Here is a 25,419-nt window from a genome sequence, read left to right as displayed (position 1 = left end):
AGCCGTTGCTGACCAGCGAAACCCAAAGAGTATAGCACGGCCGTAGCCCCCTCCTCCCCGAATCCGAGCCGCCCGCGGCACCCGCAGCCCCACCCATGAACGACCTCCACGCCACCCGTCTCCTCCTTCTGGCAGGTGGCTCCGATGCACGCACCGAAATGGAGCGCGCCATCGACATCGCCCGGTCCCCCGCCTGCTCCCACGTATTCACCCGAACCCTGTTCGACGAGGCCCGCCATGCCGCCGCCGCATCGAACGCGGATAGCCGGCTGTCGGGCCTGGCCTTCACCGCCAAGGACCTGTTCGACATCGAAGGCCAGCCGACGCCCGCCGGCTCCGTGGTCCTGGCCCATGCCCCGGCAGCCCGGGCCGACGCCTTGGCCGTCGCCCGGCTGCGCGCAGCGGGCGGGGTGTTGACCGGGCGCACCAACATGACCGAGTTCGCTTTCTCGGGCGTCGGCGTCAACCCGCACCACGGCACGCCGGCCAATGCGAGCGATGCCGTCACGCCGCGCATTCCCGGCGGCTCCTCGTCCGGCGCCGCGGTCTCGGTGGCCAGCGGCGCGGCCTTCATCGGCCTGGGCTCGGACACCGGCGGCTCGATCCGCATTCCGGCAGCGCTGAACGGCATCGTCGGCTTCAAGAACACCGCTCGCCTCACCCCCGCCCAGGGTGCGCTGCCGCTGTCGACCACGCTGGACACGGTCTGCGCCATGACGCGCTCTGTGCGCGACGCCATCACCGCGCACGAAATCCTCTCGGCGCGCCGCGTGACCGCCGGCAATGCCCCGCTGGCCGCCTACAGCCTGGCCGTGGTGAAGAATGTATTTTTCGACGGCATCGAACCCGCCGTGGCCACGGCCTTCGAGCGCTCGCTTCAAACGCTGCGCGCCGCCGGTGCCCGCATCCGGGAAATCGAGCTGCCCGAGCTCGCCGAACTGGCCACCATCAACGCCACCGGCGGCTTCTCGGCCGCCGAGGCCCATGCATGGCACCGCCTGCTGCAGGAGCGCAGCGGCGCCGGCTACGACCCCCGCGTGGCCCAGCGCATCCTGCGCGGCGCCACCATGAAGGCCCACGAATACATCGACCTCGTCAATGCCCGCCGCGACTGGATCGCCCGCGTGGAGTCCGCGTTGGCGCCCTTCGACGCCGTGCTGTCGCCAACCGTGCCGATCACCGCACCGACCATCGCCAGCGTGGCGCCGGGCGCCGAGCGCGACGACGAGTTCTTCCGCGTCAACGCGCTGCTGCTGCGCAATCCGTCGATCGTCAACATGCTCGACGGCTGCGCCATCTCGCTGCCCTGCCACACTGCCGGGGAACTGCCTGTCGGCCTGATGCTGTGGCATGCCGCGCTGCACGACGACGCCGTGCTCGCGGTGGCGCTTCAAGCCGAGCAAGCGCTACAGAAACAATAGCTACACACGCCCGTTCGACGGACGTAGCCGCCTCTTTTATCTAGAACATTCAATGAAAATCGCGATCGTGGGCGCCGGCATCATCGGCGTCACCACCGCCTGGGAACTGGTTTCCGACGGCCATGAAGTGACCGTGTTCGAGCGCCGCGGCGCCGCCGCAGAAGAAGCCAGCTTCGCCAACGCGGGCGTGGTCGCACCGGGGTACGTCACGCCCTGGGCGGCGCCCGGCATGCGCGGCAAGGTGCTGCGCTCGCTGCTGTCCTCGCACGGCGCCATCAAGCTGCGCTGGCCGCTCAGTTCGCGAGACATCGGCTGGATGTCGCGCTGGCAGAAGGCCTGCAAGCTCGAGACCTACCTGGCCAACCGTGCCCGCATGCAGCGACTGGCCTTCTACAGCCGCACCCGGCTGCATGAGGTGACCGAGGCGCGCGAGCTCAGCTACGAGCGCAGCGACGGCTACCTGGTGCTGCTGCGCTCCAAGCGCGATAAAAAGATGGTTCAGCCCGGACTCGACGTGCTGCGCTCGGCCGGCAGCGTGTTCCGCGAGGTCGACGCCGACGAGGCACGCCTGCTCGAGCCGGCGCTCAACCCCGACACACCGCTCGCAGGCGCGATCTACCTGCCCGAAGACGAGGTGGCCAATTGCCGCCAGTTCGCGCTGCTGCTCAAGTGGGAAGCCGAGGCGTTCGGCGCGCAGTTTCATTTCAACTGCGACATCGCCCCCCTGAGCCGCGCGGCGCCCACCTCGCTCTCGCTGGCCAGCGGCTCCGACCCGGTTCGCTACGACGCGGTCGTGGTGTGCGCCGGCCTGGCTTCGGCCTCGCTGCTGCGCCCGCTCGGCCTGCGCATCCCGATGACACCCGTCTATGGCCACTCGGTCAGCGCGCCGATCCGCGAGCCGCTCAACGCCCCGCGCAGCGCGGTGATGGACGAACGCTACAAGGTCGCCATCTCGCGCCTGGGGCAGCGCGTGCGCGTGGCCGGCAGCGCCGAGATCGGTGGCTCGCTGGACACCATGAGTCCGGCAGCCATCCAGACGCTCTACAAGGTGCTGCACGACTGGTTCCCGGGCGCGGCCACGCTGCAATCGGGCGTTCAGCAATGGAAAGGCGCGCGGCCGATGCTGCCGGACGGGCCGCCGGTGCTGGGCGCCAGCGGCATTCCCGGCGTGTGGCTCAACCTGGGGCACGGCTCGAGCGGCTGGGCGCTGTCGTGCGGCAGCGCGCGCGTGCTGGGCGACCTGATCGGCGGACAGGACCCGGGTGTCGATCTCGAAGGCCTGGGCGTCGAGCGGCTCAGTCTCTAGGACCCCACCGGCGCAGGCGCTCCGGGCTGGCCGGCGTTTCCACCGGCAGCTCGGGCTCGGGCGGTGGCATCCACTTGCCGGCGATCCACGCCAGTAAGGCCGGCGCGATCAGCACGAAGAACACGAGGCACAGCAGGTCGGCGCCGAGCACGAGCCAGCGCATTGCGCCCGAGCCGGCCTCGGCAGGCGCGTCGAGCCAGCGAATCACCCCGAAGCCATAGCCGACGCCCGCGGCCCACGCGATATCGCGCAACGGCACGCGGCGCCAAGTCACGGCCAGCAGGAACAGGCCCCACACGACGGCCAGCAAACCCAGCGCCCAACCCGCGCCGCCGATCAGCGCCACGGCCATCCCGGCGAAGCCGGCGAAACACGCCAGCAGAAGGACCAGCAGCCAGCCAAGGGTCTTGAGCGTCATCGCTCGATGATAGGAGGCACGGCGTCACAATGGCCCGATGCACCGCATCACGTCCGCCACAGCCGCCGATCTGTTCGACATCGCCGCCACACGCCGCATCGAGCAGGCAGCAGCTGCCGCCCTGCCTGGCCACGCGCTGATGCAGCGCGCAGGCCTTGCGGTGGCGCGGCTGGCGATGGCGCTGGCGCCGCATGCTCGCACCATCTGGGTGGCTTGCGGCCCGGGCAACAACGGGGGCGACGGCTTCGAGGCCGCGGCGCAGTTGCGGCATCGGGGCTTCTTTCCTGTGGTCACCTTTGTCGGCGATGAGCACCGCTTGCCGCCGGACGCCAAGACGTCGCTGCAGCGCGCCCGCGACGCGGGCGTCACTTTTGCGTCGACGCCGCCGTCGACCTATGACCTCGCCATCGACGCGCTGCTCGGCATCGGATCGACGCGGCCGCCCGAAGGCACAATGGCCGAATGGCTGGCGACGATGCATGCCGGCCCGCAGCCGGTGCTCAGCGTGGACGTGCCCTCGGGCCTGAACGCGGACACCGGCACGCTGCCTCCCGGCGCCGGCCACGCGCCCATGTCATCCCGCACCTGCCTCACATTCCTCACACTGAAGCCCGGCCTGTTCACCGCACAAGGCCGCGACGCGGCAGGCACCGTGTGGTTCGACGACCTGGGTTGCAGCGCATTCAAGGACACGCCCTCGGCCCGCATCACCGGCACGCCGCAAGCGCAGCAGCGCACCCATGCCTCGCACAAGGGCAGCTACGGCGACGTCGCGGTGGTGGGCGGTGCGTCCGGCATGGCCGGCGCGGCACTGCTGGCCGGCTCGGCGGCACTGCACGCCGGCGCGGGGCGCGTGTTCGTCGGGCTCCTCGACGCGAGCGCCGCGCCGGTCGACACCGCGCAACCCGAACTGATGCTGCGCGACGCGCATGCGCTGGACCTGTCGGCCATGACGGCCGTGTGCGGTTGCGGTGGTGGAGAGGCCGTGCGCGAACTGCTGACGCGCGTGCTGTCGACGGCGGCGGCACTGGTGCTCGATGCCGATGCGCTCAATGCCATCGCTTCCGATGACGCGCTGAAGGCCCAGTTGATGTCCAGAGGAAAAAGCGGATCGCCCACCGTGATCACGCCGCATCCGCTGGAAGCCGCGCGGCTGTTGGGCTGCAGCGCGGCGGAAGTCCAGGCGGACAGGCTGGCCGCAGCACATCAGCTCGTGGCGCGCTTCGGCGTCGTGGTGGTGCTCAAGGGGTCGGGAACCGTGATTGCCGCCGCGGGCGCTTCGCCGCCAGTCATCAACATGACCGGCAACGCCCGCCTTGCGACAGCGGGCACCGGGGACGTGCTGGCCGGCATGATCGGCGCGGCGCTGGCCACGCGCAGGCCGGCGTTCGACGCGGCCTGCGAGGCCGTCTGGCAGCACGGCCACATCGCCGACACATGGCCGGCCGATGCGGCCCCGCTCACGGCCGGCACGCTGGCCCGCCGCGCGCCTGTCTGACAGCGTCTAGCCGCGACCGACGAAGGGCATCTTCGTCGCCATGATGGTGTGGAACAGCACGTTGGCTTCCAGCGGCAGGTTGGCCATGTAGAGCACCGACTGGCCCACGATCTTGACGTCGATCAGCGGCTCGATCGCGAGCTCGCCGTTGGCCTGCGGCACGCCCTTGGCCATGCGCGAGGCCAGTTCGGTCATGGCATTGCCCACGTCCACCTGCCCCACCGCGATGTCGTACTTGCGCCCGTCGAGCGACGCGGTCTTGGTCAGGCCTTCGACCGCATGCTTGGTCGACGTGTAGGCCGCGGAGTTGGGCCGTGGCGCGGTGGCAGAGATGGAGCCGTTGTTGATGATACGCCCGCCCTGCGGTGTCTGCGCCTTCATCGTGCGGAACGCCTGCTGGATGCAGAAGAACATGCCCGTGAGGTTGATGTCGACCACGCCTTGCCATTGTTCGGGCGTCCAGTCCTCGAACGGACCCGGCGGGTTGCCCACGCCGGCGTTGTTGAACAGCAGGTCGACGCGGCCGAAGCGTTCGACCGTGGCGGCGAAAAGCGCCTGAACCGACTCGGCCTTGGCCACGTCGGTGGGCACCGCGAAGGCGCGCGCGCCGGCGCCCGATTCTTCCGCCACCTGCTCCAGCGGCTCCAGCCGGCGCCCGGCCAGCACCACGCTCCAGCCGTCGCCCAGCAACGCCAGCGCGGCGGCGCGGCCAATGCCGGAGCCCGCTCCCGTGACGATGGCGATGCGGCCCTTGTTGTCTTCAGCGCTCATGCTCTGTGTCTCTTTCTTTGTCTTCGGTGGGTCGATGGTTCATGCGGTACGGCATCAGCGGCGCGGCTTGCGCCCCTTCATCTTGTTGGCGGCCTTCTTGACCGCCGACTTGAAGGCCTGCATCGCCGACTGCGGGCCGACCGCGGCCGAACCGCCATGGTCCACGCGCTCGACGCGGTCCGCACGCTCACCGCGCGGCTCGGCGCCGCCGGCCTCGCCCTTTTGGCGCGAACCGCGCTTGGCCGACGCCTTGACGGGCGCGCCCGACGATGCGGCCCCCTTGTCCTTCATGGCGCGCGACGTGAGGTCTTCGCCTTCGCGCACGAGGCGGAAGTCGATCTTGCGGCCATCCAGGTCGACGCGGCTCACCTGCACCCGCACGCGCGTGCCGATGGCATAGCGGATGCCGGTGCGCTCGCCGCGCAGCTCCTGGCGCATTTCGTCGAACTTGAAGTACTCGCCGCCGAGTTCGGTGATGTGCACCAGCCCTTCGACGTACATCGCGTCGAGCGTGACGAAGATGCCGAAGGTGGTGGCCGCCGAGACCACGCCGCCGTATTCCTCGCCCAGGTGCTCGCGCATGTACTTGCACTTGAGCCAGGCCTCGACGTCGCGGCTGGCTTCGTCGGCCCGGCGTTCGTTGGCGCTGCAATGCAGGCCCGCGGCTTCCCAGGCCAGCACTTCCTTGGTGGGCGCGATGGTGGCCTTTTGCGGCTTGGTCGTGGGCGCCTTCACGCGCGACGCCAGGCGCTTGGCCAGCTTGGCATGCGCCTCGCCCGGCGTGGGCAGCATCGGCAGCTGATAGCGCGTCTTGGTAAGGAGCGCCTTGATCACCCGGTGCACCAGCAAGTCCGGATAGCGCCGGATCGGGCTCGTGAAGTGCGTGTAGGCCTCGTACGCCAGGCCGAAGTGGCCACTGTTGAACGGCGTGTAGATCGCCTGCTGCATGGAGCGCAGCAGCATGGTGTGGATCTGCTGCGCGTCGGGGCGGTCCTTGGTGGCCGCGGCGATCGCCTGGAACTCGCCCGGCTTGGGGTCGTCGGTGATGCTCAGGCCGACACCCATGGCCTTCAGGTAGCCGCGCAGGATTTCCTTCTTCTCGGCGGTCGGTCCTTCGTGCACGCGGAACAGGCCCGGGTGCTTGCCTTCGGCGATGAAGTCGGCGCTGCAGACGTTGGCCGCGAGCATCGCTTCCTCGATGACTCGGTGCGCTTCGTTGCGCGTTCGCGGCACGATCTTCTCGATGCGGCCCGCGTCGTCGCAGATGATCTGCGTCTCGGTGGTCTCGAAGTCGACCGCGCCGCGCTTGCCGCGCTGCTTGAGTAGCGCCTTGTAGACGTCGGCCAGATTGAGCAGGTCCTTCACGCGGTCCTTGCGCTTGGCCGCTTCAGGTCCGCGCGTGTTGCCGAGGATGGCCGCCACTTCGGTGTACGTGAAGCGCGCGTGGCTGAACATCACGGCCGGGTAGAACTGGTAGGCGTAGATCTCGCCATCGGCTGCCACCAGCATGTCGCACACCATGCACAGGCGTTCGACCTCGGGGTTCAGCGAGCACAGCCCGTTGGACAGCTTCTCCGGCAGCATCGGAATGACGCGGCGCGGAAAGTAGACGCTGGTGGCGCGGTCGTACGCATCGATATCGATGCCCGAACCGGTCTGCACATAGGCGCTGACGTCGGCAATGGCCACCAGCAGGCGCCAGCCCTTGCCACGGCCGACCTTCGCGGGCTCGCAGTACACGGCGTCGTCGAAGTCGCGCGCGTCTTCGCCGTCGATGGTGACGAGCGGGATGTCGGTGAGATCGATGCGCCCCTTCTTGTCGGCGGGACGGACCTTCTCGGGCAAAGCCTTGGCCTCGGCCAGGCACTCCGCGGAAAACTCATGCGGCACGCCGTACTTGCGCACGGCGATTTCGATTTCCATGCCGGGGTCGTCGATCTCGCCCAGCACCTCTTTCACGCGGCCCACGGGCTGGCCGAACAACGCCGGCGGCTCGGTGAGCTGCACCACGACAACCTGTCCCACCTTCGCGGGGCCGGTCGCGCCCTTGGGAATCAGAACGTCTTGTCCGTAGCGCTTGTCCTCGGGGGCAACGAGCCAGATACCGCCTTCATGCAGCAGGCGGCCGATGATCGGTTGCTCCGGACGATCGACGATTTCGACCACGCGTCCCTCGGGGCGACCACGGCGGTCCTGTCGCACGACACGCGCCTTGACGCGGTCCTTGTGAAGCACGGCACGCATCTCGTTCGGGGGCAGATAGATGTCTGCCTCACCGTCGTCGCGCTGCACGAAACCGTGGCCGTCGCGATGACCTTGAACGGTTCCTTCGAATTCATCCAGCACGCCGCTGGAAGTGACATTATTTTTGATATGATCTCCTTCTTTCCTGAAATTCAAAACATAACTGCTTCGGCAGTTCTGTGGGCCCAGATGGCGGAATTGGTAGACGCACTAGTTTCAGGTACTAGCGAGTAACATCGTGGAGGTTCGAGTCCTCTTCTGGGCACCAAGTTTAAACAGACCTTTACCAGGTCATTCGATTCAAGCCACCGGTCTCCGGTGGCTTTTTTCATGGCCGTTTGAATCAGCATCAAACGGGCGACGCGGCCGAGCTTCGACACGCGAGGCGCAATGATGCACAAACGAGCGAACTCAACAGCCAATAGGCCGCAAAAAGTTTGGTATGATCGCAGTCTTTGCTGAGAAGCAAAAAAACATGACTGCTTCGGCAGGCATGAAGCCCAGATGGCGGAATTGGTAGACGCACTAGTTTCAGGTACTAGCGAGTAACATCGTGGAGGTTCGAGTCCTCTTCTGGGCACCAAATTCAAGCTGACCCCCGCCAGGTCATTCGAAACAAGCCACCGGTCTCCGGTGGCTTTTTTCTTGTCCATTCGAATCCGCATCAAATGGGCAATGCGATCAGGTCGTGCCCCTCGGCACCCACGATGCGCGCGCGAGTGAACTCACCGACCTTCAGCGTCTTGCTGATCTTCTCGGGCGGCATCAGGCGGACCGTGCCGTCGATTTCCGGTGCATCGGCGTAGGTGCGCCCCACACCGCCCTTGCGGCCCATGCCTGGCGCCGAATCAACCAGCACCTGCATCGTCGCGCCAATCCTTTTTTGCAGCTTCGCGATCGACACGGCTTCGGCCACTTCCATGAAACGCGCACGACGCGCTTCGCGTTCGGCCTCGGGCAGCATGCCCGGAATGTCGTTGGCAGTTGCGCCTTCGACCGGGCTGTAGGCAAAGCAACCGGCACGGTCGATTTCAGCTTCACGAATGAAGTCGAGCAGATGCTCGAACTCCTGCTCCGTCTCGCCCGGAAAGCCGGCGATGAAGGTGCTGCGGATCACGAGTTCCGGGCACACCTCGCGCCAACGCGCCAGCCGCTCCAGGTTCTTTTCGCCGCTGGCGGGGCGCTTCATGCGCTTGAGCACATCGGGGTGGCTGTGCTGCAGCGGCACATCGAGGTACGGCAGAACGGCGCCGCTGGCCATCAACGGAATGATCTCGTCGACGCTGGGGTACGGATACACGTAGTGCAGGCGAACCCACGCGCCATAAGGCTCAGCGATTTCGCCCAAGGTACGCACCAGTTCGAGCATGCGGGTCTTGACCGGCTTGCCGTCCCAGAACCCGGTGCGGTACTTCACGTCGACGCCGTAGGCCGAGGTGTCCTGGCTGATCACCAGCAGCTCTTTCACGCCGCCTTCGAACAGGGCCTTGGCTTCGCTCAACACGTCGCCAACCGGGCGCGACACAAGGTCGCCGCGCATCGAGGGAATGATGCAGAAGGTGCAACGGTGATTGCAGCCTTCGCTGATCTTCAGATAGGCGTAGTGGCGCGGCGTCAGCTTCAGGCCCGCCACGCCAAAGGCGTTCGGCACCAGGTCGATGAACGGATCGTGCGGCTTGGGCAGGTTCGCGTGCACCGCATCCATCACCTCTTGCGTGGCGTGCGGACCGGTGACGGCCAGCACGCTCGGGTGCATCTGGCGCACGAGATTGCCGCCCTGGTCGCCGGTCTTGGCGCCGAGGCAGCCGGTGACAATCACGCGGCCGTTCTCGGCCAGCGCTTCACCGATGGTGTCCAGGCTTTCCCGCACGGCATCGTCGATGAAGCCGCAGGTGTTGACGATCACCAGATCGGCACCTTCGAAAGTCTTGGAGGTTTGATAGCCCTCGGCACTCAGCCGGGTCAGGATCAATTCGGAATCGGTCAGGGCCTTGGGGCAGCCAAGGCTCACAAAGCCGACCTTGGGGGTGGTCGACTTGGTCGTACGTTCGGGGGAGGCAACTTCGCTCATATGCCTCTATTGTCCCAGCTATCGGCAACAACGGGGACACCATTGGACAACCTCCACCCCCGGCCGCGGGGTAAGCGCTTTCGGCCAGCCGAACGGCGCTCAGGGACGCTTAATGCCAAAGGCCCCCAATACCTGCTCTGCGTTTTTCTGCATCTGCTCCTGCATTTGCACAAAAACCGTCTTCGACTGCTCGACATAGTTACCCATGAGCCCCTGAAGCATGGGCGACTGCATGCTCATGAAGCGCGACCACATCTCGGGCGTCAGACCCTCTGCCTTGCCAGCCAGCTGGGCCTGCACCTCGGTCATGGCCTGGATGTTCTTCTCGAGGTAAGGCCCCATATAGCCCTGCATCGCCTGCCCGTAGAAGCGGATGATGTGCGAGAGCACCTGTTCGGTGAACATCGGCGCGCCGCCCGCTTCTTCTTCCAGGATGATCTGCAAGAGAATGCTGCGCGTGAGGTCGTCGCCGGTCTTGGCATCACGCACCACGAACTGGGCGCTCTGGATGACCAGCTGCTTCACCTCGGCGAGCGTGATGTACGTGGATGTCTCGGTGTCGTAGAGCCTTCGGTTCGGGTACTTCTTGATCACACGCTGTACCGGTTTGACCCCGGACTTCTTGCTCTGCACTGCGGACTCCTTCACATGGACGCCCATGTCATCGGATGATTCTAGGGAGCGGTTTTGCTGCGCCGCGACAAGGTTTACCCTGACCGCGCGCTGCTCTTTCAGTCCTGCGATGCCGCGTACTCCGCACCGCACGAGTGGCAGGACGCGGTCTCGGCCCGATCTTGCGTGGCTTCGCGAAAATGAAGCGGGGTTTTCTGCCCATAGACCACCCAGCAACGTGGGCAGTGCTCTTGACCCACCGTCGGCAAGTAGGCGCGAGCACGCTGTTCGGCGCGCTCCTCCGTCAGCGGCACACCCAGACGTTGGGCGCGCGCCACTTCACGCGCAGCCATGGTTTCGGTGCGGCCGGCCGCATGGTCGTTGATGCCGTAGACGGCACGCGCAAACTCAAGGGGAGCCTGCCTCAACAATGCAGCAAGGCGCTTGTCGGCATGAGCCCGATCAACCAGCGTTGATCGCGTATTCATCTGATCGCTTATCAAGAAATTTGGAAATGGGTTGCAGTGTGATCAAGGTAGCACAACAAGATGTACCAAGGTCTTTTCTGCATCACCACTGAGGACGATAAAGACACCGGGGAACCCGGTGTCTGCTCTGTTCGATGGATCCGGTGGTTGGCCGGTATCGAACAGAAATTGGTAGGCGCGATTGGACTCGAACCAACGACCCCCACCATGTCAAGGTGGTGCTCTAACCAGCTGAGCTACGCGCCTAAGGATGTGTCCGAGAAGCGTTTATTGTAGCAGGAGAAATCACGCTTTTCAGCGGCGACGCGCAGATCGCACACCAATCACTGCAGTGACCACGCCAAGAACCTGCGCAAGCCTCGCGGCATCGGCGATTTCAACCGTGAAGGTCATCCATGCCGTTCCCTTGATCGACTGCGTCTGCACGCCGATCACGTTCATCTTCTCTCGTGCGAACACGTCGGAGATATCGCGCAGCAGCCCCTGGCGGTCGGCCGCTTCCACAGCCACGTCGACTGCATAGACCGGTACTTCCGTGCCCTTCTTGGGCATGCCCCATTCCACGTCGATCACGCGCTCGCCGTCTTTCACTGCCATCGTGCGGAAGTTGCTGCAGTCGCTGCGGTGGACGCTGACGCCATGCCCTCGCGTGACGAAGCCGCGAATGGCATCGGGCGGCGCGGGTTTGCAGCATTTGGCGAGTTGCGTCATCAATGACGACACGCCCACCACCAACACACCGCCCTTGCCCGACTTCTCGCTGCCGCGCGCCTTCTTGATGAGCACGCCATCGTCCGGACCCGGCGCAGGCTCTGGCGGGCGCAGCAGCGTCTCGATGTTGCGCAGCGAGAACTCGTCCTTGCCCACCACTTCGAACAGGTGGTCCGCCGACTTGAAGCCCAGCTGCGAAGCCAGGTCTTCCAGGCGCATGGCCGTCTTGCCTTCACGCTGCAGCAGCTTTTCTACCGCCTCGCGTCCGCGCGCCACCGTCTCGTGCGTGATTTGCGCGTTGAACCATGCGCGCACCTTGGCACGGGCGCGGTGGCTGGCCAGATACCCCAGCTCCGCATTGAGCCAGTCGCGCGAAGGCCCGCCTTCCTTGGCGGCAATGATCTCGACCGTCTGCCCGTTCGACAACGGCGTGTTCAGCGGCACCATCGCGCCGTCGACCCGCGCACCGCGGCAGCGGTGGCCCAGCGTCGTGTGCACGGTGTAGGCAAAGTCGACCGGTGTGGCGCCCTGGGGCAGCTCGACGATGGCGGCATCCGGCGTCAGCACATAGATGCGGTCGTCGAACAGCCCCTGTCCCTGCAGCCCGCCCGACAGATCGCGCTCCCACGCCAGCAGTTGCCGCAGCACCGCGATCTTCGCGTCGTACTCGCCGCTGGCCCACACGCCGGCATAGCCTTTGTGGCCTGCCTCCTTGTAGGCCCAGTGCGCAGCCACGCCATGCTCGGCGTGGTCGTGCATTTCTTCGGTGCGGATCTGGATCTCGATCGGCTTGCCCGCCTTGCCCTCGACGAGCTCGCGCACCACCGTGTGCAGCGACTGGTAGCCATTGGGCTTGGGCCGCGCGATGTAGTCGTCGAATTCTTCGTCGATCGGCTGGAAATGCGAATGCACCCACGCCAGGGCTGCATAGCAATCCTTGACGTCGTGCACCACCACGCGCAGCGCAAGGATGTCGAAGACCTGCGCGAAATCGAGCGACTTGCCGCGCATCTTCTTCACGATGCTGTAGATGTTCTTCGGGCGCCCCTGCACGGTGGCCTTCACGCCCTCCTCCTGCAGTTCGCGCTCCAGTTGCGAACGCAGTTGCTCGATGTGCCCTTCGCGCTCGATGCGCTTCTCGTCGAGCAGCCGCGCAATCAGCTTGTAGGTTTCGGGCTCGAGGAAGCGGAACGAAAGATCTTCGATTTCCCACTTCACCTGCCAGATGCCAAGCCGGTTGGCCAGCGGCGCAAAAACCTGCAGCGACTCGCGCGCCACGCTCTCGGGCGCGGGCTGCTTGCTCGCGGCGGCGTGCCGCAAGGTCTGCAGGCGCGACGCCAGCCGCAGCATCACCACGCGCAGGTCGCGCGAGAACGCCAGCAGCATCTTGCGCACGTTTTCTGTCTGCGCGTTCGCGCCTTCGATCTGGTGCGCCTGCGCGGCCGAGCGTGCCTGCTCCTGCACACGCACCAGCTTGGTGGTCTCGACCGCCAGCGCCGCGAAGTTGTCGCCGAACACCTTGGCGATCACTTCCTGCGGGCGGTTCAGGTGCTGGCAGGCGTACACCAGGTAGCTCGCGGCCTGCATGGCCTCGGAGCCCCCCATCTTGGCGACGATGGCGGCCACGGCATCGGCATGTGCGAGCGTGTTCTCGCCCGTGTCGAGCTTTTCGTCGGCAATCAGCGGCTCGGCGAACGCACGCGCACGGGCCAGCATGTTCTCCATCACCGGCGTGCGGTCGGCCGTGGCCGCGGACAACGGATAGTCGACCATTGCCGCGTCGGACAACGGCGCCGTCTGAAGGCTCGAGGAATCGCGCTTCACGTCGCTCAATCGAACAGGAAGCCAGTGACTGCGGCAATCTGCGCGGGGTCGACGAAGGTGGGCGCGTGGCCCACCCCTTCGAACTCGACCAGCGCCGCATGCGGACCGCGCTGTGTCATGGCCAGGGCCGTTTCGCGCGACAGCAGATCGGACACTGCACCGCGCGTGACGAGCGTGCGAGCCTCGATGGCGTCATACAGGCTCCACATGATCGCGCCGCCCTGGGCCGCCGCCTCGGGCGTGATGGCGCGAAGCGCCACGCCGATGGCGGGGTCGTAGTGCAGCAGCCACGCGCCCGCGGCGTCGTCGGTAACGGCAGCCGCATCGACCTTGGCCGAACCCTCGGCATTGCGCTGCGACGCAGGCACCACCATGTGCTGCGACAGCGCCAGCCACTGGGCCGGCGTGTGAGGACCGAAGGTGGTCGACAGTGCCCACATGGCATCGGCCGCGGCCTGCACGCTCGCATACGAGCCGCTCTTGCCCACATAGGCGCCGATGCGTTGCACCGCGGCCGGCTCGATGGTCGGGCCGACGTCGTTGGCGACGAATCGGCGAATGGGCCGCGCGAGCGGCAGCTCCTTGTGGCCTGCCAGCACGAAGCCGATCAGCCCGCCCATGCTGGTGCCGACGTAGTCGAGCGTGTCGATCGCCTGTTCACGGTGCAGTTGCGCAACCAGCGCCACCATGTCGGCCGCATACACAGGCACCTGATAGAAGTTCGGATCGCGCAGCCAGTCGCTGCGCCCGCGCCCCACCACGTCGGGGCAGACCACGCGCACCTTGCCGCCGGCGCGCGCCACGATGGCCTGCGCCAGCGCATCGAAATCGCGCCCTTGCCGGGTCAGGCCGTGCACGCAGACCACGACATGCGCGCTGCGTGCGTCGCCCCATTGCCAATAGGCCATGCGATGGCCGCCCTGGGCGTCGTCGCACGCCACGTGATGAAGCGTCGGTTCGGTCATGAAAACGAGGTCGTTCTGGTGCGGATAATGGTCTCGTCGCATCCTAATTCATCCGGAGATTGATCTACATGCTCAAAGGCAAAACCGCGCTTGTCACGGGGTCCACCAGCGGCATTGGCCTCGCCATTGCCAAGGCGCTCGCCCAACAGGGCGCGAACATCGTGCTCAACGGCTTCGGCGACGCCGAAGCCCCCAAGTCGCAGGTCGAGGCGCTCGGCGTGCGCACCGAGTACCACGACGCCGACATGAGCAAGCCCGGGCAGATCGAGGACATGATGAAGTTCGCCGCGTCGAAGTTCGGCCGCGTCGACATCCTGGTGAACAACGCCGGCATCCAGCACGTCGCCAAGGTCGAAGACTTCCCCACCGAACGCTGGGACGCCATCATCGCCATCAACCTCACCAGCGCCTTCCACACCACGCGCCTGGCGATTCCCGCCATGCGCGAAGCCAACTGGGGCCGCGTGCTCAACATCGCGTCGGCCCACGGCCTGGTGGCCTCGGCGCAGAAGTCGGCCTACGTGGCGGCCAAGCACGGCATCGTCGGCCTGACCAAGTCGGTCGCGCTCGAAACCGCGACCACGGGCGTCACCGCCAACGCCATCTGCCCGGGCTGGGTGCTGACGGCGCTCGTGCAAAAGCAGATCGACGACCGCGCGGCGCGCGAAGGCATCACCGCCGCGCAGGCCCAGATCGAACTGCTGGGCGAAAAGCAGCCTTCGCTGCAGTTCACCACGGTCGAGCAACTGGGCGGCCTGGCCGTCTTCCTGTGCTCGCCGGCGGCCGACCAGGTCCGCGGCGTGGCATGGGCCATGGACGGCGGCTGGACTGCCCAGTAGGGGTTAGCCCAACGGTAAGCGGCGGCGGCGCAGCTGCATCTCCTTGCGTTTACTTGAGCTGCACCGCGCCCGACACGCTCACCACCACGCTGGTCTTGCCGGCCTCGACCGGCACCGCCGCGTCGGACGAGGAGAACGACTTGGCCTGCATCGCCATCATGCGCGGGCGGATCGGGCCGCTGTCGCTGGCGTTCACCGACACCTCGCGCAGCGTGTAGCCGCCGAAACCGAAGCCCTTGGCCAGTTCGCCGGCCTTCTGCTTGAAGTTTTCGATGGCGGTGGTTTGCGCCTCGGTCTCGGTCCTGGCGCGCTGCTCGCGGCTCAGGCCGAAGCCCACATTGGCCACGGTGAGCGTGGTGATGCGGCCCGCTGCCTGGGTAATGCGCGGAAAGTCGCGCCCTTCGAGCACCAGTTCGCTCGAACCCTGCCAGCCGTTGATCTTGCCGTCCTTGGTGTAGCGCGGCGACAGGCTGAAATTGCCGGTGCGAACGTCGAGCTGACCGGGTTGGGCGCTCTTCTTCGCTTCGGTCAGCGCGGCATCGAGCGCGGCCTTCAACTGCGACTGCACGGTGGCCGCGTCGGTCGCTTCGCGGGTGGTCGACAGCGTCATGCTCAGCAAGTCCTGCTGGACCTCGACGGTGCCGGAGGCCGTCAGCTGCAGCACGTTCTGCGGCGCCGGCGCGACGACGTTCTGAGCCAGCGCGGTGCTGGCCACGGCCAGGGCGGCGCAGGCCGCAAGCAATTTGATTTTTTTCAAGACGAATATCTCCCCAGGAATTGGTATGAAGGACAGGCCTGCGGCAGCAGGCTCGGCGTGCCTCGATGGTGCTTAGCAAGCGCCTCAGCGCCGCTGGCTGCGCGGCGCGGTCAGTGAACTCGAGGTCGTCGACGGTGAAGGCTGCACGATGGGCACAGCCGGCACGATGCGCTCGGCCGGCTGCGATTCTGCCGAAACGGCCAGAGCCCCCGCAGCGGGCGGGGTCCATTGGCCGCGCACCTGCTGGCGCAACTCGAACAGTTCGGCTGCGGTGAGCCGCCGGCCGGCGGCAGCCTCTTCACGCTGCACCTCCTCGCGCTGCGCGGCCCGGTGAGCCGCCACGGCATCCCGCACTTCGCTGCGGCGCACCTCCCCTACCCTGAGGAAATCGCCGGACACCGCCTGCGAGGGGCCGCAGACGAAAACAAGGGCAAGCGGCAGAACGAAAAGAGTGGGTCTCATTGATCAGAAGTCATATGGCAAGAGGAACTTTGCCACCTCCGTGCGCACGCCGGATGACTAGACAGCGAGCGTCCGCAAGTTTTGTAACTTAGTGTCAAACCATAAGTAAATCCGCCGCTTCGAAGGCACAACGCCTTCAGAATCGGCGCTGTTACAAATTCATCGTTGTAGAAATGACTCAAGTTCCCGCTCGCACTGACAAGATCGTGATCGTCGACGACGACGCCCGCATCCGCGACCTCCTGCGCCGCTACCTGACGCAGGAAGGATTCGAAGTGATCGTGGCCGAGGACGGCAAGGCGCTCAACCGCATCCTGTTGCGCGACACGGTCGACCTGATCGTGCTCGACCTGATGATGCCCGGCGAAGACGGCCTCTCGGTGTGCCGCCGCCTGCGTGCCGCCAACGACCGCACCCCGATCATCATGCTCACCGCCAAGGGCGAGGACGTCGACCGCATCGTCGGCCTCGAGGTCGGCGCCGACGACTACCTGGGCAAGCCCTTCAACCCGCGCGAACTGCTGGCCCGTGTGCACGCGGTGCTGCGCCGCCGTCCGCCGCTCGAAGCCCCGGGCGCGCCTTCCACGGAGAACGAGACCGTCACCTTCGGTCCGTTCGCCTTCGATCTCGGCTCGCGCACCCTGAAGAAGGATGGCGAAGAACTCTCGCTGACCACCGGCGAGTTTGCGATGCTGAAGGCGCTGGTGCGCCATCCGCGTCAACCGCTGTCGCGCGAAAAGCTGGCCCAGCTGGCGCGCGGGCGCGAGTTCGAGCCCTTTGACCGCAGCCTGGACGTGCAGATCTCGCGCCTGCGCAAGCTGGTCGAGTCCGACGCCGCGGCGCCACGCTACATCCAGACCGTCTGGGGCGTGGGCTACGTGTTCGTGCCGGACGGCGCGGCCTGACGCGCCGCTGAGAGGTGGCCATCGGCCAATCCGCCAGACCGGGCCACTCGCAGGAGGACGGCGCACAGGTCACGATGCCGAGCCCGCTGGAGGCCAGCGCGGCGCGCGACCGTCGCCCCGGCCTCAAGCTGGGCTTCAGCCTTTTCTGGCGCACCTTCTTCCTGCTGGCGCTGCTGCTGATCGGCTGCACGGTCGCCTGGCTGCAGACCTTCCGCTCGCTCGAATATGAGCCGCGCGCCATTCAGACCGCCCATCAGATCGCCTCGCTCGTGAACCTCACGCGCGCGGCGCTGGTGTATTCGGACGCCATCACGCGGGTATCGCTGATCAAGACACTGGCCGACCAGGAGGGCGTGCGCATCCTGCCGCGCGAGCCCAACGACCGCTTCCAGCCCTACACCAGCGGCGCGCTCGACCTTCGCGTGACCGAGGAGCTGATCGATCAGCTCGGCGAAGGCACCACCGTGGCCAGCCGCGTGAACGACGAGGCGGGCCTGTGGATCGGCTTCACCATCGAGAGCGACACCTACTGGCTGCTGCTCGACCCCACGCGCTTCAGCCGCGTGGGCGGGCGCACCTGGCTGGTGTGGCTCAGCACGGCCATGGCGCTGTCGCTGGCCGGCGCGGCGCTGATCACGCGGCTCATCAACCTGCCGCTCAAGCAGCTGTCGCGCGCCACCATGCAGGTCCGCGAAGGCGAGTACGAGGCGCACCGGCTCGACGAGCGCGCGCGCACCAACGAAATTCGCGCGGTCAACATCGGCTTCAACCGCATGGCCGACCAGCTCGCCAAGATCGAGCAGGACCGCGCCATCATGCTGGCCGGCATCTCGCACGACCTGCGCACGCCGCTCGCCCGGCTGCGGCTGGAAACCGAGATGAGCGTGGCCGACGAAGACGCGCGCGACCACATGGCGGCCGACATCGCCCAGCTCGACGCCATCATCGACAAGTTTCTCGACTACGCGCGGCCCGACCATGTCGATCCGCGGCCGGTGCTGCTGCGCGACGTGGTCGACGCCTGCACCTACGCCGTGCAGGACTACGAGGAGATGAACATCAAGGTCGAAGTCCCGCCCGACCTGCGGGTGATGGGCGACGAGGTCGAACTCACGCGCGTCATTTCGAACCTGGTGGAGAACGCGAGGCGCTACGGCAAGACGCCCTCTACCGGCGTGGCCGACGTCACGATCCAGGCGCAGGCCAACAACGACGCCGTGCTGATCAAGGTGCGCGACCACGGGGCGGGCGTGGAGCCCGGCCTGCTCTCGCAGCTGACCAAGCCCTTCTTCCGCGGCGACGCGGCGCGCACCTCGGCGGCCGGTGCGGGGCTGGGCCTGTCGATCGTGGCGAAGAACATCGAGCGCATGGGCGGCACCTTCGCGCTCACCAGCACCCCGGGCCGCGGCCTGGCGGCGCACATCCGGATGCCGCGCGCCATGCCCGCGCCCAAGCCGGGCGAGCCGCAGGGCGGCAAGAAGGCGACCCTGGGTTGATCCGCTGAGCCGCTGAGCCGCTGAGCCCGCCTCAGCGGTGCAGCAACACGGCCGCGCGCGCTTCCATCGCGCGGCCCTCGCCCACCGGGCCGAGCTTCTCGGCCGTCTTGGCCTTCACATTCACCTGCTCCAACGCCACGCCCAGGGTGTCGGCGATGCGCCGGCACATGAGCGGGATGTGTGGCGCCAGCTTGGGCGCCTGCGCGATCACGGTGCTGTCGACATTGCCGATTTCCCAGCCCGCCGCGCGCACCCGGCGCGCCGCCTCGGCCAGCAGCACCGACGAATCGGCACCGCGAAACTGCGGGTCGGTGTCGGGAAAATGCCGGCCGATGTCGCCCAGCCCCGCCCCGCCCAACAGCGCGTCGGTGATGGCGTGCAGCAACACATCGGCGTCCGAATGCCCCAGCAGGCCGGTGGTGTGCGGCACCTCGATGCCGCCCAGGATGAGCTTTCGCCCGGCCACCAGCTGGTGAACGTCCCAGCCTTCGCCCACGCGGATGTTGAAAGGCGCCGTCATGCCATGTCCTTCTTGCGGGCCAGCAACAACGCCTCGGCCAGTGCAAAGTCTTCGGGGAACGTGACCTTGAAGTTCTGCGCGCTGCCCGGCACCAGCAGCGGCGACAGCCCGATGGCCTCGATGGCGCCGGCCTCGTCGGTCACGGCGTCGCCGGTGCGCTCCAGCGCATCGAGCAGCATGCCGATGCGGAACATCTGCGGGGTCTGGGCCAGCCACTTGTCGGCGCGCGACAGCGTCTGCGACACGCGGCCCTCGGTCGTCGATGCCTTCAGCGTGTCGGCCAGCCGGTGCGCCAGCAGGCCGCCCACCGCGTCGTGCTCGCAGGCCGCGACCAGGGCCTCGATCTGGCTCGAAGTGACGAGGCAGCGCGCCGCGTCGTGCACCAGCACCCAGTCGTGCGCCCCGGCGCCCTTCTGGCGCAACGCCGCCAGGCCGTTGCGCACCGTGGCCGCGCGGGTCACGCCGCCCACGCGCAGCAGGTACTCGTTTTCCGCAGGAAAGCGCGGCAGCGCCGCATCCACCTCGCGGTCGTCCGGCGACACCACCAGCGCCAGCCCGGCGAACCGGCCCGCCAACGCGCGAAAGGCCTCCAGTGTGTGGGCCACCATCGGCGCACCGGCCAGCCGCCGGTACTGCTTGGGAACGATGGTCTGCGCATGGCCCGCGCGGTGGCCGGAGCCGGCGCACGGGATCAGCACGAAAAGTCGGGAAGAGGACATGAGGGCCCAGCGTCGGCAACGGCCGACAAGCGAACAAAGGGCAGCCATTCTAGAATTGACGGCCTCACACACCCCTCGCCAGCCGGCGCGGGGTGTTGTGCATTTTTTAAGCGTTCCATGGACCTCCCCCACCTCACGGCGGGCAAGCGTTTCACGCTGCCGCGCCCCCCGTTGTCGGCCGACGCACTGCTGCTGGCGCAGCTGGCCATGCGCGAGAAAGCCGCGGGGCGCGCCACGGCGATGTTCACCGCCGACGCCAACGACGCGCAGCGGCTCATCGACGAAATCGCCTTCTTCGCGCCCGACCTGCGCTGCGCGCTGTTCCCCGACTGGGAAACGCTGCCCTACGACAGCTTTTCGCCGCACCAGGACCTGATCAGCGAACGACTGGCCACCCTGTGGCGCATCAGCCAGAAAGAGGCCGACGTGGTGCTGGTGCCCGCCACCACCGCGCTCTACCGCCTGGCGCCCCCGTCTTTCCTGGCCGGCTACACCTTCCACTTCAAGGCCAAGCAGAAGCTGGAAGAGTCCAAGCTCAAGGCCCAGCTCACGCTGGCCGGCTACAGCCATGTGACCCAGGTGGTGAGCCCGGGCGAGTACGCCGTGCGCGGCGGGCTGATCGACCTGTTTCCCATGGGCTCGCTGGTGCCCTACCGCGTCGACCTGTTCGACGACGAGATCGATTCGATCCGCACCTTCGACCCCGACACCCAGCGAAGCCTGTACCCCGTGCCCGAGGTGCGCCTGCTGCCAGGGCGAGAGTTCCCGATGGACGACGACGCGCGCGGGCGCTTTCGCAGCCGCTGGCGCGAGCTGCTCGAAGGCGACCCGACCAAGAGCCGCATCTACAAGGACATGGGCAACGGCGTGGCCACCGCCGGCATCGAGTACTACCTGCCGCTGTTCTTCGACGAGACGGCCACCGTGTTCGACTACCTGGGCCCCGACGCCACCGTGGTGCTGCACGGCGACCTCGAACCCGCGTTCCAGCATTTCTGGCAGGACACGAACGAGCGCTACCGACTGGTGCAAGGCGACCCCGAACGCCCGGCGCTGCCGCCCGAGGCGCTGTTCCTGAACGCCGAGCAGTTCTATCAACGGGCCAAGCCCTATGCGCAACTCGCCATCCGTGGCGACGCCCCCACCGAAACACCGTACGCGGAGTTCGACAAGCTGCCGCCTTTCGCCGTGGTGCGCGGCGCGGAAGATCCGCTGGTCGGGCTGAAGGCCCACATCAAGGCCACCCCGCACCGCGTGCTGCTGATCGCCGAGAGCGACGGCCGCCGCGAAAGCCTGCTCGACTTCCTGCGCGCCAGCGGCGTGAGCCCGCCGGCCTTCGATTCGCTGGCCGAGTTCGAAGCGTCCACCGACGAGAAAGTCGGCATCGTCACCGCCGCGCTGGCCTCGGGCTTCGCCTGGCGCGAACAGGCCATCGACCTCGTCACCGAGACCGAGCTGTTCGCCACCGCGCCCACCACGCGCCGGCGCAACAAGCGGCAAGAACAAGTCAGCGACGTCGAGGCGCTGATCAAGGACCTGTCGGAGCTCAACGTCGGCGACCCGGTGGTCCACACCGCCCACGGCATCGGCCGCTACCGGGGCCTGATCCACATGGACCTGGGCCAGGGTGTGGACGCCGACGGCAAGCCGCTGCTGCAGGAAATGCTGCACCTGGAGTACGCCGACAAGGCCACGCTCTACGTGCCCGTGAGCCAGTTGCACCAGATCAGCCGCTACACCGGCGTCAGCGCCGACGAGGCCCCGCTGCACCGGCTGGGCTCCGGCCAGTGGGAAAAGGCCAAGCGCAAGGCCGCCGAACAGGTGCGCGACTCCGCCGCCGAGCTGCTCAACATCTACGCCCGCCGCGCCGCGCGCGAAGGCCATGCCTTCCGCTACTCGGCCGCCGACTACGAAGTGTTCGCCAACGACTTCGGCTTCCAGGAAACGGCCGACCAGAAGGCCGCGATCCACGCCGTGGTGCAGGACATGATCTCGCCCCAGCCGATGGACCGCCTGGTCTGCGGCGACGTGGGTTTCGGCAAGACCGAGGTCGCGCTGCGTGCCGCCTTCATCGCCATCACCGGCGGCAAGCAGGTGGCCTTCCTGGCGCCGACCACGCTGCTGGCCGAGCAGCACTACCAGACGCTGGTCGACCGCTTCGCCAAGTGGCCGGTGCGCGTGGCCGAGATGAGCCGCTTCCGCTCGACCAAGGAAATCAACGCCGCCGCCAAGGGGCTGGCCGAGGGCACGGTCGACATCGTGGTGGGCACGCACAAGCTGCTGTCGCCGTCGATCAAGTTCAAGAACCTGGGCCTGCTGATCATCGACGAGGAGCACCGCTTCGGCGTGCGCCACAAGGAGGCGATGAAGGCCATGCGCGCCGAGGTCGACGTGCTCACGCTCACCGCCACGCCGATTCCGCGCACGCTGGGCATGGCGCTCGAAGGCCTGCGCGACCTGAGCGTGATCGCCACCGCGCCGCAGCGGCGCCTGGCCATCAAGACCTTCGTGCGCAACGAGGGGACCGGCGTGATCCGCGAGGCCGTGCTGCGCGAGCTGAAGCGCGGCGGGCAGGTGTACTTCCTGCACAACGAGGTCGAGACCATCGAGAACCGGCGCCAGAAGCTCGAAGAAATACTGCCCGAGGCCCGCATCGCCGTGGCCCACGGCCAGATGCCCGAGCGCGAGCTGGAGCGCGTGATGCGCGACTTCGTGGCGCAGCGCTACAACCTCTTGCTGTGCTCGACCATCATCGAGACCGGCATTGACGTGCCGACCGCCAACACCATCGTGATGAGCCGCGCCGACAAGTTCGGCCTGGCGCAGCTGCACCAGCTGCGCGGGCGCGTCGGGCGTTCGCACCACCAGGCCTATGCCTACCTGATGGTGCCGGACACCGAAGGCCTGACCAAGCAGGCCGCGCAACGCCTGGACGCCATCCAGCAGATGGAAGAGCTGGGTTCCGGCTTCTACCTCGCCATGCACGACCTGGAAATTCGCGGCACCGGCGAGGTGCTGGGCGAGAACCAGAGCGGCAACATGATGGAAATCGGCTTCCAACTCTACAACGAGATGCTCAGCGAGGCCGTGCGCGCGCTCAAGGCCGGGCAGGAGCCCGACCTGCTGTCGCCGCTGTCGGTCACCACCGAGATCAACCTGCACGCCCCCGCCCTGCTGCCCGACGACTACTGCGGCGACGTGCACCTGCGGCTGTCGTTCTACAAGAAGCTGGCCACCGCGAAGACGCCCGACCAGATCGACACGCTGCTCGAAGAGATCGTCGACCGCTTCGGCAAGCTGCCGCCGCAGGCGCAGACGCTGATCGACACGCACCGCCTGCGCGTGCTGGCGCGCCCCTACGGCGTGATCAAGGTCGATGCCGCGCCGGGCATCATCAACATCACGTTCAAGAAGGATCCGCCGGTCGATTCGATGGCGATCATCCAGCTGATCCAGAAGAACAAGCACATCAAGCTCGCCGGCAACGAGAAGCTGCGCATCGAGCGCGAACTCAAGGAGCCGAAGGAGCGTGCGCAGATGGTGCGCGACGTGCTGCGCAGCCTCGGACAACCCATCGTCAAGGAACCCGCCCCCGCATGAGCCCCCTCAGCGCCATTCAAGAAATCTCTCCCGGCCTCGTCCTCCAGCGCGTGAAGCCGCCACTGAAGCTCGCCGACTTCAAGCTGATTGCGTTCGACATGGACTCGACGCTGATCAACATCGAATGCATCGACGAAATTGCCGACGCCGTCGGCAAGAAGGCCGAGGTGGCCGCCATCACCGAAGCCACGATGCGCGGCGAGATCAAGGACTTCAAGGAGAGCCTGCGCCGCCGCGTGGCACTGCTGCAGGGCGTGCCCGTGGCCGCGCTGCAGCAGGTGTACGACGAGCGCCTGAAGCTGAACCCCGGCGCGGCCGAACTGGTCGCGGCCTGCAAGAAGGTGGGGCTGAAAGTGCTGCTGGTGTCGGGCGGCTTCACCTTCTTCGCGAACCGCGTGAAGGACCGCCTGGGCATTGACTTCGCGCGTTCCAACCTGCTCGACGAGGCCGACGGCAAGCTCACGGGCAAAGTGGTCACGCAAAGCTGGGGCGACATCTGCGACGGCGCCGAAAAGCGCCGCACGCTGCTGGAAGTGGCGTCGCTCATGGGCATCTCCGCGCAGGAAACCATTGCGGTGGGCGACGGTGCCAACGACCTGCCGATGATGGGCGAGGCCGGCCTCTCGGTGGCGTATCACGCCAAGCCGAAGGTGCGCGAGCAGGCCATGGTGGCGATCAACGAAGGCGGGCTGGACCGCGTGCTGGAGATCCTGGAATGACCGACGCCGCAGCCGACGCCCCGCTCTACCGCGCCGACGCACTCAAGGACTACGCCAGCGCCCTCCTCCAAAAAGCCGGACTCGAAGCATCCAAGTCCGACAGCGTGGCCCGCACCCTGGTCGAAGGCGACCTGCTGGGCCACGACACGCACGGCCTCGCGCTGCTGGCCGGCTATGTGAAAGAACTGGAATCGGGCGGCATGACCCGCGACGGCGCTCCCGAGCTGCTGTCGGACCGCCCCGCCGCCGTGCTGTGGGACGGCAAGCGCCTGCCCGGCCCCTGGCTGATGGACCAGGCCATGGACCTGCTGGTGCCGCGTGCGCGCGAGCTGGGCACGGCCTCGCTCGTCATCCGCCGCAGCCACCACATCGCCTGCCTCGCGGTCTACATGCTGCGCGCGCTGCAGGAAGACATGCTCATGCTGCTGGCCTGCTCCGACCCCAACGCGGCCAGCGTCGCCCCCTTCGGCGGCACGCAGGCCGTGTTCACGCCCAACCCGCTGGCCATGGGCTTCCCGTTGTCGCAGGGCGGCGTGATGGTCGACATCTCGGCCTCCATCACCACCAACGGCATGAGCAACCGCAAGCGCGCGGCCGGCGAGACCTTCGCCGAGGACTGGCTGATCGACGCCGCCGGCAAGCCGTCGAACAACCCGCAGGTGCTGTTCGATCAGCCGCCCGGCACACTGCTGCCCGTGGGTGGCCTGAGCCACGGCCACAAGGGCTACGGCATGGCGCTGCTGGTCGAGACGCTCACGGCCGGCCTCGCGGGCCACGGCCGGGCCGATCCGCCCGAAGGCTGGGGTGCGACCGTGCACATCACGCTGCACGACCTGAACGCCTTCGGCGGCAAGGAGGCGTTTCTGCGCCAGATGGACCACGTGGCCGCGCAATGCCGCAACAACACGCCCATCGACCCGGCCAAGCCTGTGCGGCTGCCGGGCGAAGGCGGATTGAAGCGTCGGGAAGCGCAAGCTGCGAACGGGGTGCGGCTGCACCCGTCGATTGCGCGCTCGCTGCAGGATGCGGAGCAGCGGCACGGCCTGCGGTTGGCGCAGGCCCTGGTCTGAGCC

Annotated in this window: 21 protein-coding genes and 3 tRNA genes; 11 read left to right on the top strand and 13 right to left on the bottom strand. The window is 67.2% G+C overall.

Annotation, left to right across the window (positions count from 1 at the left end):
• Positions 1 to 95 precede the first annotated feature (95 nt).
• Positions 96 to 1,421: an amidase gene (locus ACSFBM_RS06780; protein ID WP_435483673.1), complete on the top strand. Its 1,326-nt coding sequence runs from the start codon at positions 96 to 98 to the stop codon at positions 1,419 to 1,421.
• Positions 1,422 to 1,473: 52 nt separating this feature from the next.
• Positions 1,474 to 2,727, top strand: coding sequence for a D-amino acid dehydrogenase (locus ACSFBM_RS06775; protein WP_435483672.1), 1,254 nt, complete (start codon positions 1,474 to 1,476; stop codon positions 2,725 to 2,727).
• Here ACSFBM_RS06775 and ACSFBM_RS06770 read toward each other — a convergent pair.
• Positions 2,717 to 3,145 carry a hypothetical protein gene (locus ACSFBM_RS06770; RefSeq protein ID WP_435483671.1) on the bottom strand — a complete coding sequence of 143 codons (429 nt, stop codon included), beginning with the start codon at positions 3,143 to 3,145 and terminating at the stop codon, positions 2,717 to 2,719. The two genes, ACSFBM_RS06775 and ACSFBM_RS06770, sit on opposite strands and share 11 nt — an antisense overlap.
• Positions 3,146 to 3,182: 37 nt before the next feature.
• Here ACSFBM_RS06770 and ACSFBM_RS06765 point away from each other — a divergent pair, with 37 nt between their 5' ends.
• Positions 3,183 to 4,643 carry an NAD(P)H-hydrate dehydratase gene (locus ACSFBM_RS06765; RefSeq protein ID WP_435483670.1) on the top strand — a complete coding sequence of 487 codons (1,461 nt, stop codon included), beginning with the start codon at positions 3,183 to 3,185 and terminating at the stop codon, positions 4,641 to 4,643.
• 6 nt (positions 4,644 to 4,649) lie between these two features.
• Here the strand turns inward: ACSFBM_RS06765 and ACSFBM_RS06760 are convergent, their stop codons facing one another.
• A complete protein-coding gene (locus ACSFBM_RS06760; protein ID WP_435483669.1) occupies positions 4,650 to 5,414 on the bottom strand; it encodes an SDR family oxidoreductase in 765 nt (254 codons plus the stop codon).
• A gap of 54 nt (positions 5,415 to 5,468) precedes the next feature.
• Entirely contained in the window at positions 5,469 to 7,760 is a 2,292-nt protein-coding gene (gene rnr, locus ACSFBM_RS06755) for a ribonuclease R (protein ID WP_435483668.1), read from the bottom strand.
• Positions 7,761 to 7,841: 81 nt separating this feature from the next.
• On the opposite strand from rnr, the gene ACSFBM_RS06750 reads away from it, so the two are divergent.
• Together ACSFBM_RS06750 and ACSFBM_RS06745 are read left to right on the top strand one after the other, a co-directional pair.
• Positions 7,842 to 7,926: transfer RNA gene (locus ACSFBM_RS06750), tRNA-Leu, on the top strand.
• A gap of 230 nt (positions 7,927 to 8,156) precedes the next feature.
• Positions 8,157 to 8,241, top strand: a tRNA-Leu gene (locus ACSFBM_RS06745).
• 81 nt (positions 8,242 to 8,322) lie between these two features.
• On the opposite strand, the gene rimO is transcribed toward ACSFBM_RS06745, so the two are convergent.
• The 6 genes from rimO to ACSFBM_RS06715 all read right to left on the bottom strand — a co-directional run bounded on the left by rimO (position 8,323) and on the right by ACSFBM_RS06715 (position 14,371).
• Positions 8,323 to 9,729 carry a 30S ribosomal protein S12 methylthiotransferase RimO gene (gene rimO / locus ACSFBM_RS06740; RefSeq protein WP_435483667.1) on the bottom strand — a complete coding sequence of 469 codons (1,407 nt, stop codon included), beginning with the start codon at positions 9,727 to 9,729 and terminating at the stop codon, positions 8,323 to 8,325.
• Positions 9,730 to 9,828: 99 nt separating this feature from the next.
• Complete coding sequence (phaR, locus tag ACSFBM_RS06735; RefSeq protein WP_435483666.1) at positions 9,829 to 10,389, bottom strand: polyhydroxyalkanoate synthesis repressor PhaR; 561 nt, start codon at positions 10,387 to 10,389, stop codon at positions 9,829 to 9,831.
• Between the two features lie 71 nt (positions 10,390 to 10,460).
• Positions 10,461 to 10,829, bottom strand: coding sequence for a hypothetical protein (locus ACSFBM_RS06730; protein ID WP_435483665.1), 369 nt, complete (start codon positions 10,827 to 10,829; stop codon positions 10,461 to 10,463).
• Positions 10,830 to 10,998: 169 nt separating this feature from the next.
• Positions 10,999 to 11,075 (bottom strand) — tRNA-Val (locus ACSFBM_RS06725).
• A gap of 48 nt (positions 11,076 to 11,123) precedes the next feature.
• Positions 11,124 to 13,313 (bottom strand): RelA/SpoT family protein, encoded by a 2,190-nt coding sequence (locus ACSFBM_RS06720; protein ID WP_435436040.1) that lies wholly within the window; start codon positions 13,311 to 13,313, stop codon positions 11,124 to 11,126.
• Positions 13,314 to 13,369: 56 nt separating this feature from the next.
• Positions 13,370 to 14,371: an alpha/beta fold hydrolase gene (locus tag ACSFBM_RS06715; RefSeq protein WP_435483664.1), complete on the bottom strand. Its 1,002-nt coding sequence runs from the start codon at positions 14,369 to 14,371 to the stop codon at positions 13,370 to 13,372.
• A 26-nt stretch (positions 14,372 to 14,397) separates the two neighbouring features.
• Here ACSFBM_RS06715 and ACSFBM_RS06710 point away from each other — a divergent pair, with 26 nt between their 5' ends.
• Positions 14,398 to 15,168: a 3-hydroxybutyrate dehydrogenase gene (locus ACSFBM_RS06710; RefSeq protein ID WP_435483663.1), complete on the top strand. Its 771-nt coding sequence runs from the start codon at positions 14,398 to 14,400 to the stop codon at positions 15,166 to 15,168.
• A 49-nt stretch (positions 15,169 to 15,217) separates the two neighbouring features.
• Here the strand turns inward: ACSFBM_RS06710 and ACSFBM_RS06705 are convergent, their stop codons facing one another.
• Positions 15,218 to 15,925 carry an SIMPL domain-containing protein gene (locus ACSFBM_RS06705; RefSeq protein ID WP_435483662.1) on the bottom strand — a complete coding sequence of 236 codons (708 nt, stop codon included), beginning with the start codon at positions 15,923 to 15,925 and terminating at the stop codon, positions 15,218 to 15,220.
• A gap of 84 nt (positions 15,926 to 16,009) precedes the next feature.
• Positions 16,010 to 16,387, bottom strand: coding sequence for a hypothetical protein (locus tag ACSFBM_RS06700; RefSeq protein WP_435435958.1), 378 nt, complete (start codon positions 16,385 to 16,387; stop codon positions 16,010 to 16,012).
• A 173-nt stretch (positions 16,388 to 16,560) separates the two neighbouring features.
• Between ACSFBM_RS06700 and ompR the strand changes: the two genes are divergently transcribed.
• Both ompR and ACSFBM_RS06690 read left to right on the top strand, forming a co-directional pair.
• Positions 16,561 to 17,292, top strand: coding sequence for an osmolarity response regulator transcription factor OmpR (ompR, locus tag ACSFBM_RS06695; RefSeq protein WP_257859571.1), 732 nt, complete (start codon positions 16,561 to 16,563; stop codon positions 17,290 to 17,292).
• Between the two features lie 74 nt (positions 17,293 to 17,366).
• On the top strand, positions 17,367 to 18,788 hold the full coding sequence (locus ACSFBM_RS06690; RefSeq protein WP_435483735.1) for a sensor histidine kinase: 1,422 nt from the start codon (positions 17,367 to 17,369) through the stop codon (positions 18,786 to 18,788).
• 31 nt (positions 18,789 to 18,819) lie between these two features.
• Here the strand turns inward: ACSFBM_RS06690 and ispF are convergent, their stop codons facing one another.
• Positions 18,820 to 19,308 (bottom strand): 2-C-methyl-D-erythritol 2,4-cyclodiphosphate synthase, encoded by a 489-nt coding sequence (gene ispF, locus ACSFBM_RS06685; RefSeq protein ID WP_435483661.1) that lies wholly within the window; start codon positions 19,306 to 19,308, stop codon positions 18,820 to 18,822.
• A complete protein-coding gene (gene ispD / locus ACSFBM_RS06680; RefSeq protein WP_435483660.1) occupies positions 19,305 to 20,027 on the bottom strand; it encodes a 2-C-methyl-D-erythritol 4-phosphate cytidylyltransferase in 723 nt (240 codons plus the stop codon). Before ispD ends, ispF begins: the two co-directional genes overlap by 4 nt.
• Before the next feature lie 117 nt (positions 20,028 to 20,144).
• Between ispD and mfd the strand changes: the two genes are divergently transcribed.
• Genes mfd through ACSFBM_RS06665 form a run of 3 tightly spaced genes read left to right on the top strand, consistent with a single transcriptional unit; the run spans position 20,145 to position 25,416 of the window.
• Positions 20,145 to 23,627: a transcription-repair coupling factor gene (gene mfd / locus ACSFBM_RS06675; protein ID WP_435483659.1), complete on the top strand. Its 3,483-nt coding sequence runs from the start codon at positions 20,145 to 20,147 to the stop codon at positions 23,625 to 23,627.
• Positions 23,624 to 24,346, top strand: a complete 723-nt coding sequence (serB, locus tag ACSFBM_RS06670; protein ID WP_435483658.1) for a phosphoserine phosphatase SerB — start codon at positions 23,624 to 23,626, stop codon at positions 24,344 to 24,346. The genes mfd and serB overlap by 4 nt, the downstream gene beginning before the upstream one ends.
• The gene (locus ACSFBM_RS06665) at positions 24,343 to 25,416 is read left to right on the top strand and encodes an Ldh family oxidoreductase (protein ID WP_435483657.1); all 1,074 of its coding nucleotides are present in this window, start codon (positions 24,343 to 24,345) and stop codon (positions 25,414 to 25,416) included. Before serB ends, ACSFBM_RS06665 begins: the two co-directional genes overlap by 4 nt.
• Positions 25,417 to 25,419 lie beyond the last annotated feature (3 nt).

This window comes from Variovorax pasteuri (genome assembly GCF_051216435.1).
In the GTDB taxonomy this organism is placed as follows: domain Bacteria; phylum Pseudomonadota; class Gammaproteobacteria; order Burkholderiales; family Burkholderiaceae_C; genus Variovorax.
Note: the sequence above shows the minus strand (reverse complement) of the source record. Positions and strands in the feature narration are given on the sequence as shown.